The 20,480-nt window shown below is 74.9% G+C and carries 15 protein-coding genes; 4 read left to right on the top strand and 11 right to left on the bottom strand.

Annotated elements, in window-relative coordinates:
* Window positions 1-116: 116 nt before the first annotated feature.
* Together ACMCNK_RS04735 and ACMCNK_RS04730 are read right to left on the bottom strand one after the other, a co-directional pair.
* Window positions 117-1,331, bottom strand: coding sequence for an NAD(P)/FAD-dependent oxidoreductase (locus ACMCNK_RS04735; protein WP_412735161.1), 1,215 nt, complete (start codon window positions 1,329-1,331; stop codon window positions 117-119).
* Window positions 1,332-1,466: 135 nt separating this feature from the next.
* Complete coding sequence (locus ACMCNK_RS04730; RefSeq protein WP_412735160.1) at window positions 1,467-2,660, bottom strand: glycosyltransferase; 1,194 nt, start codon at window positions 2,658-2,660, stop codon at window positions 1,467-1,469.
* 171 nt (window positions 2,661-2,831) lie between these two features.
* Between ACMCNK_RS04730 and ACMCNK_RS04725 the strand changes: the two genes are divergently transcribed.
* Entirely contained in the window at window positions 2,832-4,529 is a 1,698-nt protein-coding gene (locus tag ACMCNK_RS04725; RefSeq protein ID WP_412735159.1) for a VWA domain-containing protein, read from the top strand.
* A gap of 63 nt (window positions 4,530-4,592) precedes the next feature.
* Here ACMCNK_RS04725 and ACMCNK_RS04720 read toward each other — a convergent pair whose 3' ends face one another.
* The gene (locus ACMCNK_RS04720; RefSeq protein ID WP_412735158.1) at window positions 4,593-5,843 is read right to left on the bottom strand and encodes an aminotransferase class V-fold PLP-dependent enzyme; all 1,251 of its coding nucleotides are present in this window, start codon (window positions 5,841-5,843) and stop codon (window positions 4,593-4,595) included.
* 44 nt (window positions 5,844-5,887) lie between these two features.
* A complete protein-coding gene (locus ACMCNK_RS04715) occupies window positions 5,888-7,138 on the bottom strand; it encodes a glutamate-cysteine ligase family protein (RefSeq protein ID WP_412735157.1) in 1,251 nt (416 codons plus the stop codon).
* A gap of 137 nt (window positions 7,139-7,275) precedes the next feature.
* On the opposite strand from ACMCNK_RS04715, the gene ACMCNK_RS04710 reads away from it, so the two are divergent.
* Window positions 7,276-8,655, top strand: a complete 1,380-nt coding sequence (locus ACMCNK_RS04710) for an MBL fold metallo-hydrolase (RefSeq protein ID WP_412735156.1) — start codon at window positions 7,276-7,278, stop codon at window positions 8,653-8,655.
* A gap of 2 nt (window positions 8,656-8,657) precedes the next feature.
* On the opposite strand, the gene ACMCNK_RS04705 is transcribed toward ACMCNK_RS04710, so the two are convergent.
* The 5 genes from ACMCNK_RS04705 to ACMCNK_RS04685 all read right to left on the bottom strand — a co-directional run bounded on the left by ACMCNK_RS04705 (window position 8,658) and on the right by ACMCNK_RS04685 (window position 13,923).
* Complete coding sequence (locus ACMCNK_RS04705; RefSeq protein ID WP_412735155.1) at window positions 8,658-9,404, bottom strand: alpha/beta fold hydrolase; 747 nt, start codon at window positions 9,402-9,404, stop codon at window positions 8,658-8,660.
* A 63-nt stretch (window positions 9,405-9,467) separates the two neighbouring features.
* Window positions 9,468-9,917 carry an SRPBCC family protein gene (locus ACMCNK_RS04700; RefSeq protein WP_412735154.1) on the bottom strand — a complete coding sequence of 150 codons (450 nt, stop codon included), beginning with the start codon at window positions 9,915-9,917 and terminating at the stop codon, window positions 9,468-9,470.
* A gap of 33 nt (window positions 9,918-9,950) precedes the next feature.
* A complete protein-coding gene (locus ACMCNK_RS04695; protein ID WP_412735153.1) occupies window positions 9,951-10,889 on the bottom strand; it encodes a neprosin family prolyl endopeptidase in 939 nt (312 codons plus the stop codon).
* 125 nt (window positions 10,890-11,014) lie between these two features.
* A complete protein-coding gene (locus ACMCNK_RS04690) occupies window positions 11,015-11,923 on the bottom strand; it encodes an ABC transporter substrate-binding protein (protein WP_412735152.1) in 909 nt (302 codons plus the stop codon).
* The gene (locus ACMCNK_RS04685) at window positions 11,920-13,923 is read right to left on the bottom strand and encodes a putative bifunctional diguanylate cyclase/phosphodiesterase (RefSeq protein WP_412735151.1); all 2,004 of its coding nucleotides are present in this window, start codon (window positions 13,921-13,923) and stop codon (window positions 11,920-11,922) included. The genes ACMCNK_RS04690 and ACMCNK_RS04685 overlap by 4 nt, the downstream gene beginning before the upstream one ends.
* Window positions 13,924-14,012: 89 nt before the next feature.
* Between ACMCNK_RS04685 and ACMCNK_RS04680 the strand changes: the two genes are divergently transcribed.
* Window positions 14,013-17,420, top strand: a complete 3,408-nt coding sequence (locus tag ACMCNK_RS04680; RefSeq protein WP_412735150.1) for an AfsR/SARP family transcriptional regulator — start codon at window positions 14,013-14,015, stop codon at window positions 17,418-17,420.
* On the opposite strand, the gene ACMCNK_RS04675 is transcribed toward ACMCNK_RS04680, so the two are convergent.
* Both ACMCNK_RS04675 and ACMCNK_RS04670 read right to left on the bottom strand, forming a co-directional pair.
* A complete protein-coding gene (locus ACMCNK_RS04675; protein WP_412735149.1) occupies window positions 17,402-18,271 on the bottom strand; it encodes an ABC transporter permease in 870 nt (289 codons plus the stop codon). The two genes, ACMCNK_RS04680 and ACMCNK_RS04675, sit on opposite strands and share 19 nt — an antisense overlap.
* Window positions 18,268-19,248 (bottom strand): ATP-binding cassette domain-containing protein, encoded by a 981-nt coding sequence (locus tag ACMCNK_RS04670; protein WP_412735148.1) that lies wholly within the window; start codon window positions 19,246-19,248, stop codon window positions 18,268-18,270. Before ACMCNK_RS04670 ends, ACMCNK_RS04675 begins: the two co-directional genes overlap by 4 nt.
* Before the next feature lie 237 nt (window positions 19,249-19,485).
* Here ACMCNK_RS04670 and ACMCNK_RS04665 point away from each other — a divergent pair, with 237 nt between their 5' ends.
* Window positions 19,486-20,307: a MerR family transcriptional regulator gene (locus ACMCNK_RS04665; RefSeq protein WP_412735147.1), complete on the top strand. Its 822-nt coding sequence runs from the start codon at window positions 19,486-19,488 to the stop codon at window positions 20,305-20,307.
* Window positions 20,308-20,480 lie beyond the last annotated feature (173 nt).

Below are 20,480 nucleotides of genomic sequence, written 5' to 3'. Positions count from 1 at the left end.
CTCCAGTTTCCTCGGGCAGGGGGCAGACGCTTCCCATCACTCTTCGACCGCCCGGCGGCAAATCGAAGAGATCGGGGGAGACGGATCACGGCGCCCCGGCCCGCGTACCCCGGGGGTCAGCCCCCGGCGGCGGCGAAGATCCGGGCGACGTTGTCCTCCGCGAAGAACTCCGGTGCCGGTGTCACCCCGGCGTTGAGGCGCGCGAACGCGTCCATCGCCGCCTGGTTGCCCTGCATCGCGGCGAGCAGTTGCGCCAGCGGGGGCGGTGGCGGCTCGAGCGCGGCCAGTTGCGCGGTGAGCTCGTACATCGGCAGGACCGCCCGGTCGCGGTCGGCGTGGTAGCCGGCCAGCGCCGCCTCGGTGTCCCGCTCGCCGGTGAGCGCGGCGTGCAGCGCGTCCGCGCACAGCTGCGCGTCCCGGAACGCGTCACTGATGCCCTGGGCGGTGATGAAGTCCCGGGTGTAACCCGCGTCACCGACCAGCGCCCAGCCGGGCCCGTACGGCTTGCGGAGGTAGCCCGGGACCCCGGCGCCCACGATGCGTTCCTCGCGGGTGGCCGCGCGGATGCGCTCCGCGAACTCGGGCGCCATGTCGAACGCCTTGCTCAGATGACCCTCGACGTCCCCGCGGTTCGCGGCGAACTCCGCGTGCGGCCAGCCGCCGATCACCAGGGTGAGGCCGTCGTTGGTGGGGGCCGCCGCGAAACCGCGGCCGGGCCGGGCGTACGCCTCGAACCGGCCGTGCATCTCCAGCCCGCTCCAGTACGAGTAATAGCCGACCGTCATCGGCGCCCGCTCGTGGGTGGCGGGGGCGGCCACCCGTTGGGCGACCAGCGAGTGCACGCCGTCCGCCCCGACGACCACCCGGGCGTGCTCGTCAACCGGCGCGCCCCCGCGGTCGTGCCCGCGGACCCCGACGACCCGCCCGTCGTCGGCGAACAGCAGCTCGTCGACCGTGAACGCGGTACGCACCTGCGCTCCCGCGGCGGCCGCTGCCTCGATGAGCAGCTCGTCGAGGATCCGGCGGCGCGGCGCGTACGCGACCGGAGAATCGGCCGTGCCGGGCGCCCCGGCGAGCCGGACCTCGCCGAAGTCGAACGCGTACGTGCCGATGGGCGGGCACCCGGAGGCGGCGACCCGGTCCAGCAGACCCCAGTCCCGCAGCGCCGCCACGCCCGGCGGATGAATGACGTGGGTCGAGACGGTGTCGCTGGGAAACGTCGACCGGTCGACCAGCAGGACGCGGTGGCCCCGCGCGGCCAGCACCATCGCCAGCGGAGCACCGGCGCACCGTGCCCCGACCACGATCACATCCCAGGCGTTGCCCGCCACGTCGCCTCCTCAGCGTGAGAACGTCAGCGCGAACAGTAGGCCCTCGCCGGTCCGGGAGGAAAGGCGGATCAGCCCATCGGTTTGCCCCGGTGACCCGTGTGGACGATCCGGCGTCCTCATCGGACCGGCCGTTGCTCAGCGCCAGGGGCCCCGTTCGGGCGGGGCGGGCGTTCGGGGGCGCGGTACGAGCGGCCCTGCGCGGTGGCTGCGCCTGGTCGCCCTGGCGGTGCTGACCTCGTCGTACATCTCCTCCAGCAGCCGGGTCTGCCGGTCCAGGTCGAAATGCCGCCGGACGTGTTCGCGCGCCTGCCGTCCCAGCCGCTGCCGCAGGTCCTCATTCGTGAGCAGGCGGCGCAGGTGGGCGGCGAGCGCCACCGGGTCCCGTTCGGGGCCCAGCAGCCCGGTCGTCTCGTGCATCACGGCTTCCGGGATGCCGCTGTGGCGGGTGGACACCACCGGCACCCCGCGGGCGGAGGCTTCGAGGATCGTGGTGGGCAACCCTTCGGTGTCGCCGTCGGCGGCGGTCCGCGACGGCGCGGCAAGGATCCGGGTCGCCGCCAAGGCCTGCCCGACCGCGGCATGCTCCTGAGTGCCGAGGAACGTGGCGTCCAGGCGGAGCCGCCTGGCGTGACGACGGGTCGTCTCCGCGAGCGGCCCGTCGCCGACGAACAACACCCGAGGCCGCAGGTCGGCGAGCGCGGCGAGCGCTTCGACGAGGTCGTCGGCGCCCTTCTTGTCCACGAAGCGGCCCACGAACGTGACGTCCCACCGCCTCGGGGCGTCCTGCAGCGCCGGGATGGCGACACCGGTGTGGTGCACCCGTACCTTCTCCGGGTCGACGCCGCACCACCCCAGTGCCCGGCTGCGGATGGGACCGGAGACCGCAAGGATCAGCGCGGCCCGGCGGAACACTGTGGACAGCTTGCGGCGGTACCGTACGCCCCGCAGCCCGGCGGCCAGCGGCTGGCGGGTCACGTCGTGCCCGTGCACCGTGACGATCAGCGGTGCGCCGGCCGCCGCGGCGGCGCGGCTGACCAGCCAGGCGTCCCCGGCGAAGTGGGCGTGCACCAGGTCGGGCGCCAGGTTGCCCATCAGCTGGTGCAACCGCGCGGACCGGCCGGTCAGGCGCAGGCGCAGGAATTCACCGGGGTCGTCGGCGAACGCGATGACGTCGTCGTCGCGGGCGAGCGGGGACTCGACCCGGGTGGCCCCCGCGAACACCGGCTGCCACCGGCGCAACGCCAGGCCCTGGTCGCGGATGAACGTCTCCGCGCCGGCGAGCATGCCGCTGCGCCAGACGACGACCCGGTTTATCTCGGAGGTGTCCATGCTGCCGGAAGGCTAGGGATCCCGCGCGTCGAGCCGTTGAATGCGGCATGGACGCCGGTCGACCGATGGTGGGCGGACAGCACGCGCCGATCGCGGCGCGCCGGCCACAAGATTCAGATCGGTGGTCGATCAAGGTGGCGGCTGGGCCGCCGACGACAGATGATGGGTGGCGTGCCCGGACGGCATCGACACTCCTCGCACCGCCGCACCCCCTCGGCGGCGGTGGCCGCTGCCGTCGCGGTGCTCGTGGTGGCGGCCGGGCTGAAGTTCGGGATGCCGCTGCTCACCGGCGGTTCTTGCGCAGCCCCGGTCCGGCTGGACGTGGCGGCCGCCCCGGACATCGCCCCCGCGGTCCAGGCCGTCGCGCAGGACTGGACGCGGGCCAAGACGGACGGTGCCGGGTGCGTGACGGTGAGCGTGCGCGCGGTCGAGCCGGTCGACGTGGCGGGCGCGGTGGGCCGCGAGCAGCGGGCCACGCTCGGCGGGTGGGGTGCCGGCGGCGCCGGGATCGCGGTGCCGCAGGTCTGGATCGCGGACTCGTCGACCTGGCCCGCGCGGGTGCGCGCCGCGGTGCCCGGCTTCACGGCGACCGACGAGGGCGGTGTCGCCGCGAGTCCCGTGGTGTTCGCCGTGCCCGAGCCGGTCGCGCGGCAGCTGGACTGGCAAGGTCAGAACGCCAGGTATCAGGACATGTTCGCGCAACTGACGTCCAGCACGACCCTGCGGGCCGGCACGGTCGAGCCGTCGCGTGACGCCGTGGGCCTGTCCGGCCTGCTCGCGTTCGGGGCCGCGGCCGGTGCCGCCGGGCCGCGGGTGCTCGACGGGGTGCTGCACGCGCTGGCCACCGGCCGGTCGGCGCTGCGCGCCAACCTGATCCAGCAGTTCCCGGTGGCGGACGACGCCGCGACGCTGGCCGGCGGGCTCGGGCTGGCCGCATTGTCCGAACACGACGTGGTCACGTACAACGCGGGCAGTCCCGCGGTACCCCTGACCGCGCTGTATCCGCAGCCCGCACCGGCGATGCTGGACTACCCGTACCTGACCATGCCGGGCGCCACGGCCGCGCAGGCGGCGGCGGCCCGGGCGTTCTTCCGGGCGCTGGGCGGTTCGGGGTTCCGCGATCAGTTGGGCCGGCTCGGGCTGCGCGGCCCCGACGGCACCGCACGCGGCTTCACCCGGCCCGACGGCGCGCCCAACGTAGCCGCCCCCACCGGCCCCGCGCCCGAGGCGGCCGCGATCGTCCGCGCTCTGGCCGGCTGGTCCGGTGTGGTGGCACCGGCGCGGATGCTGGCGGTCGTGGACGCGTCCGGCAGCATGGGCGACCCGGCCGGCGCGGGCCGTGGCACCCGGATGCAGGTGGTGCTGCAGGCCGCCCGGGACGGGCTCGCCCTGTTCAGCGACGACTGGCAGGTCGGCCTGTGGCAGTTCGCCGGTTCCTCGCCCGGCCACCGGGAACTGGTGCCGATCGGGCCGTTGTCGCGCAACCGCGGCGAGGTCGGGACCGCGCTGACGAGCGTCACCGCGCAGGGCGGGGACGCGGGCCTGAATCGTACGATCCTCGACGCGTACCGCGAGGTGCAGGACGGCTGGCAGGCGGGCCGGGTCAACACCGTCCTCGTGCTCACCGACGGGGTGTCGGCCCCGGGTGACCTCGCGTTGCCCGACCTGCTGACGAAGCTCTCGGCGGCCAAGGACGACGCCCGCCCGGTGCAGGTGGTCGTGGTGGGTGTCGGCGACCGGGTGGACCGGGCCGCATTGGAGCAGATCACCCGTACGGTCGGTGGCGGGGTCTTCGTGGCCACGGACCCGGCTCAGGTCGGTGACGTGTTCCTGCAGGCGATCTCGCTGCGGGTGGCGTCCGCCCGCTGAGGACTGTCCCGCGTCCGCCCCGCTGCCGGCTGCTCGCAGCGGCGCGGGCCGGTGAGCGGCCGGTCAGGCGAGCCCGGCGAGTGCGGCGACGAGACGGTCGACGTGCTCGGCCCGGGTGCCCAGGCCGAAGCTGGCACGCATCGCGGCCGGTGCCGGGGCCGCCGCCGGGTCGATCCGGGCGGTGGCATCGGCGAGCAGCCGGCGGGTCAGCGGGTGCGCGCAGAACAATCCGGTCCGTACGCCGATGCCGTGCCGGCGGCCGAGCTGGGCGCCCAGGTCGTCGGGGTCCGCGCCGGGCACCGTGAACGAGACGATCCCGACGCGCGGTGCGGCCGCGTCGAACAGCCGTAACTCCTCGACGTGCGGCAGCGCGGCCAGCGCGACGCGGAACCGGGCGACCAGGGCCTGCTCGGCCGCGTGGTCCTCGCCGGCCAGCACGCGGCAAGCGGTGGCCAGTGCGACCGCCCCGAGCAGGTTCGGGGTGCCCGCTTCGTGGCGGGCGGGCCCGGTGTGCCAGCGCACCGCGAAGTCCGCCCGTACCTCGGCGCTGGCGCCGCCGCCGGCGAGGTACGGTGCCGCGGCGTCGAGCCAGTCGGCGCGCCCGGCCAGCACCCCGGCGCCGAACGGGGCATACATCTTGTGGCCGGAGAGGGCGAGGTAGTCGGCGCCGAGGTCGGGCAGGCGGGCCGGCGCGTGCGGGGCGAGTTGCGCCGCGTCCACCACGATCCGGGCGCCGTGGCGGTGGGCGACCTCGGCGAGCCGGGCCACCGGCCACAGCTCGCCGGTGACGTTGCCGGCCGCGGTGACGGCGACCAGCAGCGGGCCGCGCGACGCCGCGCCCGCGCCGGCCCGCCGCGCGGTGGTCCCGGCACCGGTGAGGCGGGTCAGCGCCGCGTCGAGTGCGGCGACCGCCGCGTCCGGCGAGCTCGGGGCGGGCAGGCGGACGGGCCGGCGCCACGGCAGCAGGTTGGCGTGGTGCTCGGCGTCGAACGTGACCACTGTGGTGCCCAGCGGCAGGGCATGCGCGAGCAGGTTGAGCGCGTCCGTGGTGTTACGGGTGAACACGACGTGGTCGCCGGGGCCGCAGCCGACGACCTCGGCGACCGTCTCGCGGGCCTGGTCGTACTCGCGGGTGCACCGCTGGGCGAGAGCGCCGGCGCCGCGGTGCACGCTGCCGTAGAACGGCAGCAGGTCGGCGACGGTTTCGGCGACCGTGGTGAGGCAGGGGGCGGTGGCGGCGATGTCGAGGTTCGCGAACTCGACACTGCGGCCGTCGGGGAGTTTGACCTCGCCCGGGCTGAGGACACTGAGCACGGGGTGACCTTCCGCTTGCCGTGGGTAGGGCTGTGCCACTGTGCCTATGGCTGCACTGTGTAATGTCCGTCCCGGTCCAGGACGTCGTCGGCGGGGCAGCGCCCGTGCAGCACGTACCGTTCGAGGTGCTCCGCGACCGCGTCGCGCAACGGGCGGCCCACGCCGTGCCGGGCCAGTGCCGCGTACGCCGCGAGGAAGCACTGGCGAGCGGCGTCCGCCAGGGCCGGATCGGTCAGTCCCGACCGGGCGGCCCGCGTCCACAACCCCGGCATGCCGTCCAGTGGTGCGGTGGCGGCCAGCGCCACCTCCCCGGCGCCCGGATCGTCGAGCAGCGCGGCCACCACGGCCAGGGGGACGCGCCAGCCGTCGCCGGGCTGCGCGTCGGCCACGTCGATCTCCAGGTGCCCGCGGGCGGACACCGGTGGCCGTACCGTGCGCAGGTGGTGCTCCAGGTCCGCGAGGGTGGGGGCGGGCGCGATGCCCGAGCGCAGCCAGTCGCGGAAGCTCGGCCCGGGGCCGGACTCGGCGCCGCCTGTGGAGCCGACCGCGGGATCTTCCGGACCCGGCGATGCGAACCTGCCGGTCAGTGGCGCATCGAGCACCAGCGATGCCCAGGCGGCGCGCGGGTCGGCCACGGTGGTGTGTCCCGGCCGCGCGGTCGTCACCGGCCGTCGCGTCGTGGGAATCGCGGGCCGGTTGGCGATGTCCCGGATGACGGTCTCCGAGCCCTCGATCCCGGCTGCGCCGGGCGCCGTGAGCGCCATGTGGCGCAATGCGAGCCGGGTGCTACGCCACCCCGTGGGGCGGCCGCGGCACAGCGGGGAATTGGCGAACGCCGCCGCCAGCACCGGGCCGATCGCCTGCGCCACCTGCCAGCGGCGGGCGATGCTGCGCGGCCCGGGCTCCGCGGTGCCCGCCTCCACGACCACCCGCACCCCGGCGGTCGCGTAACGCTCCGGTGCGCCCGGTGTCGGGTCGGCCGCGCCGTCCAGGACGGTGAGTCCGTGCCCGGCGACCAGGGCGCGGGCGTTGCTCAGGTCCTGCGCCATGCGTTCGGCGCAGCTGTCGATGCCGGGTGACGGCGGGCCGCTGGCCACCAGGACGCGGGCCGAGCGGGCGGTGAGGAACCCGTGCCGCATCCGGGGCCGGGCGCGCAGGGAGTCCACCAGTGGATGCGGCACTCCGGGGTGGCTCAGCAGCAGCTCGACCGTGAGCCCGAGCAGTCCCGGGGCGGCCGGGGCGAACGCGGTCGCGGCGAGATGTTCCTCGGCGGCGGTCTCCGTCAGCGTGATCACGGGGTCTCCTGCTCGACGTGGGGAACCGCATCCTATCGCTCCGATGGGATTTGTGGGTAGAGGTTCGTGGCGGCTTGACGCGCCGTCCACATGCCGGGACGCTGCCTAGACAGCCTATAGGAATAGGGGTGATGGCCGTGGCGATCGGGATCGCGGTGGTGGAGACCTCCTCGTTGGGGGACCGGACGTACCTGGTGCACGACGGGGACGTCGCGGCCGTGGTCGACCCGCAACGCGACATCGACCGCGTGCTCCTGCTGGCCGGCCGCCTCGGCGTCACGATCACCCACGTCGCCGAGACCCACCTGCACAACGACTACGTCTCCGGCGGGCTCGCACTGGCCCGGCTCACCGGCGCCGCTTACCTCGTGGCCGGGCCCGAGCACGTGGCGTTCGACCGGGTCGCGGTGGCCGACGGCGACGAGATCGCGATCTCGGACGCGCTGCGGCTGCGCGTGCTGGCCACCCCGGGTCACACGTTCCACCACGTGTCCTACGTGGTGCTGGCGGACGGCGCCCCGGTCGCGGTGTGCACCGGCGGCTCCCTGCTGTACGGCACCACCGGCCGCACCGACCTGCTCGGCGCCCGGCACACCCGTACGCTGGCCGCGCACCAGCACGCCTCGGCTCGCAAGTTGGCCGCCCAGCTCCCGGCGCATGCCGCGGTCTGGCCCACGCACGGATTCGGCAGCTTCTGCTCGGCCGCGGCACCCGACGCGGACTCGTCCACGATCGGCCGGGAACGCGAGGTCAACCCGGCACTGCGGCTCGGCGTCGCGCAGTTCGTCACCCGGCTGCTCGCCGGGCTGGGCGATTACCCCGCCTACTACGCACACATGGGGGTGCGCAACGCGTCCGGCGCCGCCCCGATCGACCTGAGCCATCCCCCCGTCGCCGGCCCGGACGAACTGCACGAACGGATCACCGCCGGGCAGTGGGTGGTGGACCTGCGGCCCCGCAAGGCGTTCGCCTACCGGCATCTGGCCGGGACCCTCAGCTTCGGGCTGGACGGGTCGCTGGCCACGTGGCTCGGCTGGCTGCTGCCGCCGGGCGCGTCGCCGACCCTGCTCGGCGAGTCCGGGGCGCAGATCGCCGCCGCCCAGCGCGAGCTCGCGCGCATCGGCGTCGACCGGCCCGCCGCGGCGGCCACCGGTGCGCCGGAGGACTGGGCCGGGGGCCACGACCTGCGCCTCTCGGCACTGGCCGCGGCCACATTCGCGGACCTGGCCGCCGCGTACGCCGGGCTCGACGGCCGGGTGATCGACGTCCGCGGACGCCACGAGTGGGCCGCCGGGCACCTCGAGGGCGCGGTACACGTACCGTTGCCCGGCCTCGCCGACCGGCTGGCCGGACTGCCCGACGGGACGCTGTGGGTGCACTGCGCGGCCGGCTACCGGGCGGCGGCCGCGGCGAGCCTGCTGGCCCGCGCCGGCCGCAGCGTGGTGCACGTGGACGACGGCTGGGCCAGCGCCGCCGCCGCCGGCCTGCCCGTCACCCGGCCGGCGGCAGCAGGGTAGGTTCAGCCGCCCAGGAACTCCTCCAGCACGGTGGCCAGCCGTACCGGCGTCTCGTACATGGCGTAGTGGCCGGCGTCGGGCAGCACCTCCAGACGGCCGTTCGGGTAGTGCGCCATCCAGGTCTGCTTCATCGCGGCCTCACCCAGCGCCGGGTCGTGCGCGCCCACCACCGCCAGCGCGGGCACCGGGCTGCCCTGGATCTGGGCGGTGACGTCCGTGCGCGCCCACGCCGGCAGGTACGCCCCGAACGCCTCCACCGTGGACTCCTGCTGCGAGCCGCGGACCATCGCGTCGAGCCAGTGCCCGGACAGCCGGTTGCCCGTGGTCAGATCGATGATGGCACGCCGGTTGCCGGGATCGGCGGCCGCACCGCTGAACAGCGCCCATCCCTGCTCGTCGAACGGCACCCCGCCGGCCGGCACCGGGCTGATCCCGGCCAGCCGGTGCACCCGGCCCGGCGCGTCGGCCAGCACCCGCTGCGCAGCGATGCCGCCCATCGAATGCCCGACCACCGAGAACCGGTCCCAGCCCAGTTCGTCGGCCAGCGCCAGGGCGTCGAGGCTGATCTCCGCGATGCTGTACTCGCCGGCCACGTCGCGGCGTTCGCCGTACCCGCGGTAGTCGAGGAACGCGTACGTGAAACGCCCGGGGTCGACCAGGTCCGGCAGCGCGCCCCAGCCGCGCGCCGAGCCGAACCATCCGTGCAGGGCCAGCACCCGGTGCGGCCCGTCACCCACAATCGTCGTCATGCCGGGCATTGTGCGGCATCCGCCGGCCCTCCGGGCCCGGCGCCACGGTCGGAAATCGGCGCGTCAGGACATGCGGCGGGCCAGCTCGGCGGCCCGGCGCAGCTGCACGGCACGGGCCTGGCGCAGGACGAACGCGCGCAGCACCGCGGGACAGCGCACCTCGACGGTCTCGGTGACCTGCGTCCCGGGCCCGTGGGGGGCCAGCTCCGTGGTGGCCACCAGCCGCACGCCGCCCGGGCTGACCACGCTGCTGGCCAGCGCCCGCCCCGCGTGCACCGTACTGAGGGTCACCGCGATCGGGTTGTCCCAGCGCAGCGGGCCCAGCCGGAACCGCTCCACGGCCACGTACCCGAGCGCGGCGCGGCCCTGCGCGTCGCGGACCGGCCGCACGTCACGCACCGCGACCACCAGCGGGGACAGCCCGACGTAACTGTGCGGGTCGGCGAGGTGCGCGTGGACCGTCTCCGGTGGCGCGGCCACGGCGAACATGTGCTGCCACGTCTCGATCGGCATGGCCCATGCTGACACGGACCGGCGTCGCCGGGCTCAGCAGGCGCCCGGGCCGCCGTACCGGAATGTGCGGTCACTGAGCGCGACCGCGCTGTAGACCCCGCCGGACTCCTCGACGACAAGCTTGACCGGCTCGGTGGAATCCGGGTACGCGGCGCTGCCGATCCGCGCCGCGTTGGCGTCGTCGGCGGCCAGCCCGTTGCCCATCTGGGTGCACGGCCGCTGCGTGGCGGCGGCCACCTCCCCGAAGAACTTGACCTTCCCGGTGACCGTGAACCGCCCCTCCCACAGGCTGTCCGGGAAGGAGCCGACCCAGTTCGCGTCGTACGCGATCCACCACGCGCCGGCGTTGTGCACGATGCCGAACTGCTTCGACACGCCCACCGGCAGGGTCATCCCGGCCGTGGCCCCCGTGCCGTACGGCACGAAGCCGCAGCCGTTGTAGCAACCCGGCTGGCCGTCCTTCCACTGGTAGACGAACAGATGCGGGTTGAGGTCGCCATGGTTGACGTCCCGGTCGACGGTCCACCCGACCTCCACGATCTGCCGCCCGTCCGCGGACAGCATCGCCAGCTCGGCCAGCGAGTGGAAGTCCGCCGCCGCCACGGTCGGCTTGGCGATGGTGTAGTTCGCGTACGCCTGCTGCACCGCCACGGTCTGCGAGCCCGTGCCGTACAGGTAGATCGGGTCGGTGGCCGCGGACTGCGCCCGCAGGCCGGCGCCCGCCGCGGCGGGCGGCCGGCCCTTCGGCGCGTACACGGGACGGGTGGTGGCAATGCCGCGCCGGGCCTGGGGCACGGCACCCCAGGGCAGCCGGGCAGGCGGCGTGAGCGCCGGGCCTGACGCGGGCGGCGACGGCGGCTTCGCGGCGGGCGGCTCGGCTGCCCCGGCGTCCATGGTGGAGGCGACGCCGATGGCGGCGGTGGTGGCTATCGCGAGACCGGCGGCCAGCAGGCCGCTGCGCAGGGTCGACATGTCCGTCCTCGATCGAAGGTCGCGGGTGACGCGCCGCCGACCATACAACGACGTGGATCACAGTGACCCCGGCCGATCGGGTCCTTACCGGACGCGGACGGACGGTTCCGTTGTGGCGCGCGGCGTCAGCCGGCGGCGGAACCGCCCGCGTTGATCGACGACGACTGCAGGGCGCCGGTCGACAGCCCCCAGCGCAGCAACAGGTCGTTGTACGCCCCGGAACGCATCAGCCGGTCCAGCGCCTCGCGCAGCGCGTCGCGCAGCCCGGTGTTCTTCTTGGGGATGGCGATGCCGTACAGGCCCGGCTCGTACTGCACCGTCGAGGCGAGCTGATAGTGCGCCCGGGTCCGCTCGTCGTTGGCGAGCTGCGTCGCGGGCGGGAAGTCGTTGAGCGTCGCGACCGCCCGCCCGGTCCGCAGCTCCAGCAGCGCGTCGGCGTTGGTCTTGAACGTCTTGATGTCGATGGGGTTCGTGCCGCACCCGCCCTGCGAGCGGTGCAGCAGATCCTCCTGGACCGTGGTGTGCTCCACCGCAACCACCTGGCCGCACAGGTCCTTGAGGTCGGTGATGCCCTTCGGGTTGCCGCGCTGCACCACGATCGACGTGCCGGCCGAGAAGTAGTTGATGAAGTCGGCCTTCTTCTCCCGCTCGGCGGTGTCCGTCATCGACGACAGCACCCCGTCGAACTTGCCCGCGGCCGTACTGTCCAGGGCGGTGCTGAAGTCCGACTGGACCATGGTGACCGACACCCCCAGCACGGCACCCAGCGCGGCGGCCAGGTCGGCGTCGAAGCCGATGATCGTACGGCCGTCCGGCGCGTACGCCTCCATCGGCGCGTAGCTGGGGTCGGTCGCGAACCGCAGCGTGTTGCGGGCCTTGACCTCGGTCGGCAGCCGGTCGTGGATCGCCTTGTCGAACTGGACCCCCGTCGGGTCCGCGCTGGGCGCGGCGGCGCCGGAGTGGGCGCAGCCGGCCGCGGTGACGGCCAGCGTGACACCGAGCGCGGCCAGGCCGCGGCGGGCGGAGATTCTCATCGGACGAGCCCCTCTTCGTGCTGTGGTGCGGGAACGATGGGTGCCGTGGTCTCCGGCGCGTCGAAGCGATCCACCAGCTCGGCCCACGGGGCCGGGCGGGAGAACAGGAAGCCCTGGGCGTCGTCGCAGCCGGCGTCGGCGAGCCAGCGCTGCGCCTGCGGGGTCTCCACACCCTCCGCCGTGACCCGGCAGCCCAGGCCGTGCGCCAGCTCGATCACCGACCGTACGATCGCCCGGTCCCCGGCGTCGTCCTCGATCCCGTTCACGAACGCGCGGTCGATCTTGATCTCGCGGACCGCGAGCGTCCGCAGCTGCGACAGGCAGGTGTAGCCGATGCCGAAGTCGTCGACCGCCACGTCCACGCCCAGCGCGGCCAGCTCGCCCAGCACCCGGACCGCGGTGTGCGCATCGTTGGCCATGGCGGTCTCGGTGACCTCCAGGGTCAGCCGCTGCGGCGGGGTGCCGAACTCCGCGAGCACCTGCGCGACCGAGCGCGCGAAGCCGGGGGCCTCCAGGTTGCGGGCCGACACGTTCACCGACACCGACCACGTACGCCCGGCCGAGGTCCACAGCGCCTGGTCGGCGAGCGCGCGCCGCAGCACCCACGCGGTGAGCGGCTCGATCAGCCCGGACTGCTCGGCGGCGGGCAGGAACTCCGGCGGCGGCAACAGGCCACGCTGCGGGTGCTGCCAGCGCACCAGCGCCTCCACGCCGTACGCCTCGCCGTCGGCCAGGCGGATCTTCGGCTGGTAGAGCAGCACCAGCTCGTCGCGCTCGATGGCGTGCCGCAGCTCCGTCTGCACCCTCAGCCACTGGGTCGGCGGGGCCACGGTCTCGCCGGAGTACAGCACGATGCTCGACGCGCCGCGCTTGCCCTGGTACATGGCCGCGTCCGCGCGCCGCAGCAGCTCCTCGACGGAACCGCCGTGCTCCGGGTACAGGGCGATCCCGAAGCTCGCCTCGATGGTCAGCGGCACGCCTTCGAGGCTCATCTCCTGGCTGACCGCGTCGCGTACCCGGGCCAGCAGGGAGTGCGCCTGCTCGGCGCCCAGGCCCGGCAGGACCAGCCCGAACTCGTCTCCGCCCAGCCGGGCGACGACGTCGTCGCTGCGTACGGAATTCACCAGCCGGCCCGCGACGACCCTCAGCAGCTCGTCGCCGGCGTGGTGGCCCAGGGTGTCGTTGACCTCTTTGAACCGGTCCAGGTCGAGCAGGACGATCGCGCCGGTGCCGCCGCCGCGCAGGACCGTGTCGACGGCGCTCTCCGCCCGCTGCCGGAACGCGTCGCGGTTCGGCAGGCCGGTGAGCCCGTCGTGCAGCGCCTCGTGTTCCCGGCGCGCGGCGTGGCGCCGCAGCGACCGGGTGGTGGACCAGGAGATGAGCGCGAGCACGACGTACAGGCCGAGCAGGCCCGCGCCCAGCCGCAGGTACGCGCTGCGCATCTGACCCTGCAGGTGCGCGGCGATCGACTCGTACGGCAGGTACAGCTCCAGGACGCCGATCGCCTGCCCGTCGGCGCCCGCGATGATCGGCTGCAGCACGCGGATGACCTGCCCGATGCTGCGCTCGGAGTTCGGGACGACCTTGACGACGGCGTGCCCGATCGCGGCGGAGCGGAACGCCGGGTCGGTGGCGGCGACCCCGCCGACCGTGGAGCCGTCGTCGGAGAACGCGACCTTGCCGCTGAAGCTGCGGACCCGCAGCCGGATCACCGACCCGTGGAAGATCGCCAGGTCGGTGGCGGCCTGCAGCCGGTCACGCTGGGTGGCACTGAGGCCGAGGTTCAGGTCCGCGCCGTCCAGGGCGGGTCCGATGGCCATCTCCTCGATGACCGCCGCCTGCGCCAGGCCCTGGTCGCGTCCGCGGCTGGCCGCGTCGTCGCGGGCGCCCTGCAGCAGCACCGCGCCGAGCGCGATCACGGACACGAGGCTCGCAGCGGCGTACGCCACGAACAGGCGGGAGCCTGTCCGGGTGCCGTGGGTGCCGGAGTTCCGTGACATGCGCCTCCTATCGGCGTGTAACCGGCGCAGTGAAAACTTTCCTGGCCGGTGTCCCTACCCTTGGGCGCAGACAGCGGGGGAGGGACGTCGTGGACCGGATCGAGGTCGCGCTGCTCGGGGAGATGCGGGTGACCCGCGACGGGGCGCCCGTGGAGGTGCCCGGGGCCCGGCTGCGCGGCCTACTCACGAGGCTCGCCCTGGCCGGCGGCGCGGCGGTCGACGCGGCCGTGCTCACCGACGCGCTGTGGCCGCAGGAGCGTCCGGCGGACCCGGGCAACGCCCTGCAGTCACTGGTCTCGCGGCTGCGCCGGGTCCTGGGCGCGGCCGGCAGCGTCGCGCAGGCGGCCGGCGGATACCGCCTGGTGGTCACGGCCGACGACGTCGACGCGGTCCGCTTCGAGCGGCTCGCCCAGGCCGGCCGGACCCGGCTGCGCGCCGGTGAGCCGGACCCGGCGGCGACCCTGCTGGTGCAGGCTGTGGCGCTGTGGCGCGGCCCGGTCGCCGCGGAGGCCGCCGCGGTGGCACCCGGTGTCGCGGTCCGGCTCGGCCAGGCCGCGGTGGAGACGGCCGCCGACCTGGCCGAGGCCGACCTGGCCCTCGGGCGGCACGCCGAGGCGGCCGCCCGGCTGGCCGCCGTGCTGGCCGAGGAGCCCCTGCACGAGCGGGTCGCGGGGCTGCTCATGGACGCCCTGGCGGGGCTGGGCCGGCAGGCCGAGGCGCTGGCCGTGTACGACCGGATCCGGCGTGACCTGGCAGATCGGTTGGGCGCCGACCCGGGAGCGGCGCTGCGCGAGCGTCACCTGCAGATCCTGCGCGGCGCCGGTGCGGGTTCCGCCGGCCCGGACCGGCCGCCGGTTCCCGCCGCGCCGTCCCCGGGCCCGCCGGCGGCCGTCGGCGCAGGCCCGCCCGCCGTGGCGTCCCCGGCGCTGAGCCCGGGTGTGGCCGCCGCCGTCGCGGCCGGCGCGCCGCCCGTGGGGAATCTGCCGGAGCCGCTGACCAGCTTCGTCGGCCGTGATGAAGACCTGGCCCGGATCGACGCGCTGCTGCGGGCCGGGCGGCTGGTCACGGTGCTGGGCCCGGGCGGGGCCGGCAAGACCCGGCTCGCGCTGGAAGCGGCCCGGCGCAACCGCGGCACGTGGGCCGACGGCACCTGGCTGGTCGATCTCGCGGCGGTCACCGAGCCCGGCAAGGTGGCCGCGGCGGTCGTGTCGGCGCTGGGCCTGCGCGGCGGCGCCCTGTTCGAGCAGGGGCCGGCCCGGCCGGCCGCGGAGGGCCGCGACGACCTGGGCCTGCTGGCGGAGCGGCTGGCCGGCCGGGAATGCCTGCTGGTCGTGGACAACTGCGAACACCTGATCGAGCCGGCCGCCCAGGTCACGACCGCGCTGCTGGTGCGCTGCCCGCACCTTCGGGTGCTGGCCACCAGCCGGGAGCCGCTGGCCGTCGACGGCGAGGCCCTGGTGCCCCTCGCGCCGCTGGAGCTGCCCCCGCCGGGCGCGGACGTGGACGCGGCGAGCACCGCCCCCGCCGTACGCCTGTTCGCCGAACGGGCCGCCGCGGTTCGGCCGGGTTTCGTGGTCGACGAGGCGACCGTCGCCGACGTCGTGCAGATCGTGCGCCGCCTCGACGGCCTGCCCCTGGCGCTGGAGCTGGCGGCGGCGCGGCTGCGTACCCTGCCGCTCGCCGAACTGGCGGCCGGGCTGTCCGACCGTTTCCGGCTGCTCACCAGCGGCAGCCGTACGGCCCTGCCGCGGCACCGCACCCTGCACGCCGTGATCGCGTGGAGCTGGGATCTGCTCGGCGAGCCGGAACGGACCCTGGCCGAGCGGGTCGCCGTTCTGCCCGCCGGGGTCACCCCCGCCTCGGCCGCGGCGTTGTGCGCGGACACCGGCATCGCCGCCGCGCAGGTGCCCGAGCTGCTCGGCGCGCTCGTGGAGCGTTCCCTGTTGCAGGTGGCCGGCGAGGGCCCGCGTTACCGGATGCTGGAGTCGTTGCGCGAGTTCGGTACGGACCGGCTGGCCGAACAGGGCGTCGCCGGCCGGGTCCGTGACCTCGCCGCGGGGCACCTGTCCGCGCTGGTGGCCGCGCAGGACGAGCGGCTGCGCACCGCCGGGCAGCTCGGCGCGCTGCAGGTGCTGCGGGAGGAGTACGACAACGCGCTGGCCGCGCTGCGCCACCGGTGCGACTCGGGGGACGGTGCGGCGGCGCTGCACCTCGCCCTGAACCTGTGCTGGTACTGGCACATGCTGGGCCGGCGCGCCGAGGCGGTGTTCTGGCTCGGGGAGGCGCTGGCCGTGCCGGGGGCGCCCGACCCGCTGGCCCGCGACTGCGCCGAGGCCGTACGGACGCTGCATGCCATGGGCACCGACCCGGCGTTGGTGACCGAGCGGGCCGACGCCCGCGAGGCCCGCCTGCACGAGCTCGCCGGCCGGCTCGCGACCCACCCCGAGCTGCCCGGCCTGGTTGGCGCGCTGGCCGCGGTCGTGCTGTATCTGGCCGACCAGCCGGACGACGCCCGGGCCCGCATCGAGCGGCAGATCAACGGCCCGGACCGATGGCTGTCGGCGTTCGCCCGCCTGTTCCGGGCGCAGCTCGCGGAGAACGAAGGCGACGTGACCCAGGTGCGCCGCGACATCGCCGACGCGCTGGACATCTTCCGCGCCGTAGGGGACCGGTGGGGTCAGGCGACCGCGTTGCCGCTGCTGGCGCTCACCCGTGCGTACGACGGCGACCTCGACGGGGCGGTCGCGGACCTGGACGCCGCGCGGGCCCTGTCGCGGGAGTTCGGTTCGCTGGACGTCCACGACGAGATCTTCCTGGAGTTCCGCTGGGCGGACGTGCACCTGCGCCGCGGCGAAACGGACCGGGCCACGGCCGCCATCGCCGCCGCCCGGGCCCGCGCCGAGAGCGCCGGATCCGCCGAGCTGACCGTCCTGATCGACGCGCTGGACGCCGGGATGTGCACGCTCATCGGGGAACTCGACCGCGCCGAACAGCTGCTCGACCGTGCCGAGCAGCGCCTGGGCGAGAGCGGCAGCATGTTGGCCCGTGGCGACCACGGCACGGCCATCCTCGGTGCGGTGCGGGCCTCGCTGGCCATCGCCCGCGCCGATCCGGCGGGGGCGGAGCGGGCGCTGGCCACCGCGTACGCGGCGGCGGTGGCGAGCCGGGACATGCCGATCGTGGCGATGGTCGCGGTGGTCGCCGCCGAACTGGCCGACGCGCTGGGCCGGCACCGGGACGCGGCGGCCCTGCTGGGTGCCGCGGCCCGGTTGCGCGGCGCGCACGACCACACCGACGTACGGGTCGCCGGGCTGACCGGGCGGGGCCGGGCCGTGCTCGGGGAGCAGGCGTTCACCGCCGCGTACGCGGGCGGGTGGTCGCTGGAGCCGGCCGAGGCCCGCGCCCTGGCGGACCCGGCGCGGCTGGTGCGCGGGGCGCTGCCCGGCCCGGACAGCGCCCCGTCGATCGCACCGGCTGCTCAGGCGCGCCGGGCGTAGGCGCGCAGCGCCAGCGGCACGAACACCACCAGCAGCCCGGCCATCCACGCCAGCGTGACCACCAGGTGGCCGGCCACCGGGCCGCCCACGAGCAGCCCCCGCATCGTGGCCACCAGCGGGGTGATCGGGTTGACGTGCACGAACGCCTGCAGCCACCCGGGCAGCGTGGAGGTCTGCACGAACACGTTGCTGCCGAACGACAGCGGGAACACCAGCAGGAACATGACGCCCTGGACCGCGCCCGGGGTGCGCACCAGCATGCCCACGAACACCGAGATCCAGCAGAAGCAGAGGCCGAAGCCGATGGCCAGGGCCACCGCGCCGACCGCCGCCGTGGGGCCGGTCTCGACCCGGAATCCCATCAGCGTGCCGAAGCCGAGCATCACCACGCACACGGTCAGGTAGCGGACGATGTCCGCGCTGACCGCGCCGACCAGGGGCGCCGACCGGGAGACCGGCAGTGACCGGAAGCGGTCGAAGACGCCCTTCTGGATGTCGGCGTTGAGGTTCTGGCCCAGCGCGATACCGCCCATGGCCAGCGACTGCGCCAGCATGCCCGGCAGCAGGAACTGCAGGTAGGCGTGCCGGTCGCCGGCCGCGATGGCGCCGCCGAACAGGTACGTGAACATCAGCAGGAAGATCACCGGCTGCAGCGTCACGTCGATCAGCGCTTCCGGGGTGCGGATCGTCTTGATGAGGCTGCGGCGGGCCAGCGCGATGCTGTGCCGCGCCAGCCCCGCGGCGGAACCGCCCCGGCGCCGCTGCGGTGCCGCCCCGCCGGTGGGAACCACGGTCCTGCCGGGCTGGCTGGGGATGCCCACGCCGTCGCGGACCAGAGTGCGGTCGCTCATACCAGTTCCTCCGTACGGGCGGGCGGGTTGTTGCTGGTCAGGGCGTGGAAGACCTCGTCGAGGCTGGGCAGGTGCAGTGCCAGCTCGGTCACCTCGATGCCGGCCCGCCGCAGCGGGGGCAGCAACTCGTCGAGTGCCAGGTCCGCGGTCACCGGCACGGACGCGGCGCCCGGGCGCGACGCCGCAGCGGTGTCCGCGGACGCGGTGGTGCCCGGCGCGGCGACCGCGTCGAGGAGCGCCATGACCTCGGGCAGCCGGGACGGGTCGGCGGGGCGTACCCGCAGGGTCTGGCCGCCCACCCGGCGCTTGAGCCCGTCCGGGGTGTCGTGGGCGATGACGCGGCCGGAGTTGATCACCACGATCTCGTCGGCCAGCGCGTCCGCCTCCTCCAGGTACTGCGTGGTCAGCAGCACGCTGGCGCCCTGGGTGACCTGGGTGCGGACCACGTTCCACATGTCCTCGCGCTTGGCCGGGTCCAGCCCGGTGGTCGGCTCGTCCAGGAAGATCACCTCGGGGTGACCCACCAGGCTGGCCGCCAGGTCCAGGCGGCGGCGCATCCCGCCGGAGTACGTCTTGGCCGGGCGTCCCGCCGCGTCGGTCAGGTCGAACCAGGCCAGCAGCTCGTCGGCCCGCTTGCGGGCGGCCTTGCGCGTCAGGTCGAGCAGCTCGCCGATGAGCACCAGGTTCTGCACGCCGGTCAGGTCCTCGTCGACGGAGGCGTACTGGCCGGTCAGGCCGATGACGCGGCGTACCCGCTGCGGCTCGCGCAGCACGTCGATCCCGGCGACCTGCGCGGTGCCGGCGTCCGGGCGCAGCAGTGTGGCCAGCACCCGTACGGCGGTGGTCTTGCCGGCGCCGTTGGGACCGAGCACCCCCAGGACGGTGCCGCGGCGCATCGCCAGGTCCACCCCGTCGAGCGCCTGCGTGTCCCCGAACCGTTTGCGCAGCCCCTCGGCGCGTACGGCCAGATCGGTCACGATCGTCGTCCTTCCTCAGCGGCCCGGCCGGTGTGCCGGGCCTTCGCAAGAGCAGCGTGCCGTGTCCCCCTGACAGAAGCCGCACCGCGCGCTGGCATGTCCCGGCCGGTCGCTGACATCTGCGGCTCCGCGCTGGCACGGCCCGCACACCGCGCTGGCACGGCCCGCCACGACGGGGTGGGCGCCGGGGCCCGAGATGTTGACCTTGACCCGCGGCAATGTTCTACCTTCGGGGCCGTGGACGACGCCGAGCTGCTGACCGTCGGTCAGGTGGCGCGCCGGGCCGGGCTGACCACCCGTGCGCTGCGCCACTACGACCGCGTCGGTCTGCTGCGCCCGCGGGTCGACCCGGACAACGGCTACCGGCGCTACGCCCCCGAGCAGGTCGCGCTCGCCCGCCTGATCGGTGCGCTGCGGGCCGCCGACGTCCCGTTGGAGCAGGTCCGGGCGTGCCTGGCCGCGCCGGACGACGCGCGGTTGCGGCGGCAGGTCCTGCTGGCGCACCGCACCCGGTTGCGGGCCCGGCTCGACCGGCTCCGCGGCGAACTGCACCGCACCGAGCACCTGCTGGAGGAAGGGATCACCGACATGCCCGAGAACACGACGATCTCCGACGAACGGCAACTCGCCGTGGACCTGTTCAACGGCGTCTGGCGCCTGTTGGAGCGCGAGGACCGTACGGTCGAGGACGACGACCGGATGCTGCACATGGCGCACGCCTCCCGCTACCACTGGGGCGAGATCGGCGCGCCGGTGAACCGCAGCCGGGGCGAGTGGCAGTGCTCCCGCGTCTACGCGGTGCTCGAACGCGGTGAGCCGGCATTGCACCACGCCCGGCGCGGCCTCGACATCTGCACCGCCCACGACATCAAGGACTGGGACCTCGCGTACGCGTACGAGGCGCTGGCCCGGGCCGCCGCGGTGGCCGGTGACCGGAGCGCCGCGCGGGAGTGGACCGAGCAGGCCCTGGCCGCCGCCGAGGAGATCGCCGACCCGGAGGACCGGCGGCTGGTCCTCGCCGACCTGGAGACGATCCCGGGCCAGACCCGGTTCTGGTAGATCCGGCCCGGCGCCGTGCCCGGCCACTTCAGGGCTTGCGGGAGTGACATGTTGCATGACGCCGCTCACTTGCCGCGGGGCCGCCGTCGGCCGATCTGCCGACGGGAAGGATGATCCGTTCCCACTCACGTCGGATACCGCGATTTGCGTCGATGAAGCACGCTGTCGCAAGC

Source organism: Krasilnikovia sp. MM14-A1259, from assembly GCF_047159535.1.
Lineage (GTDB): Bacteria > Actinomycetota > Actinomycetes > Mycobacteriales > Micromonosporaceae > Actinoplanes.
Note: the sequence above shows the minus strand (reverse complement) of the source record. Positions and strands in the feature narration are given on the sequence as shown.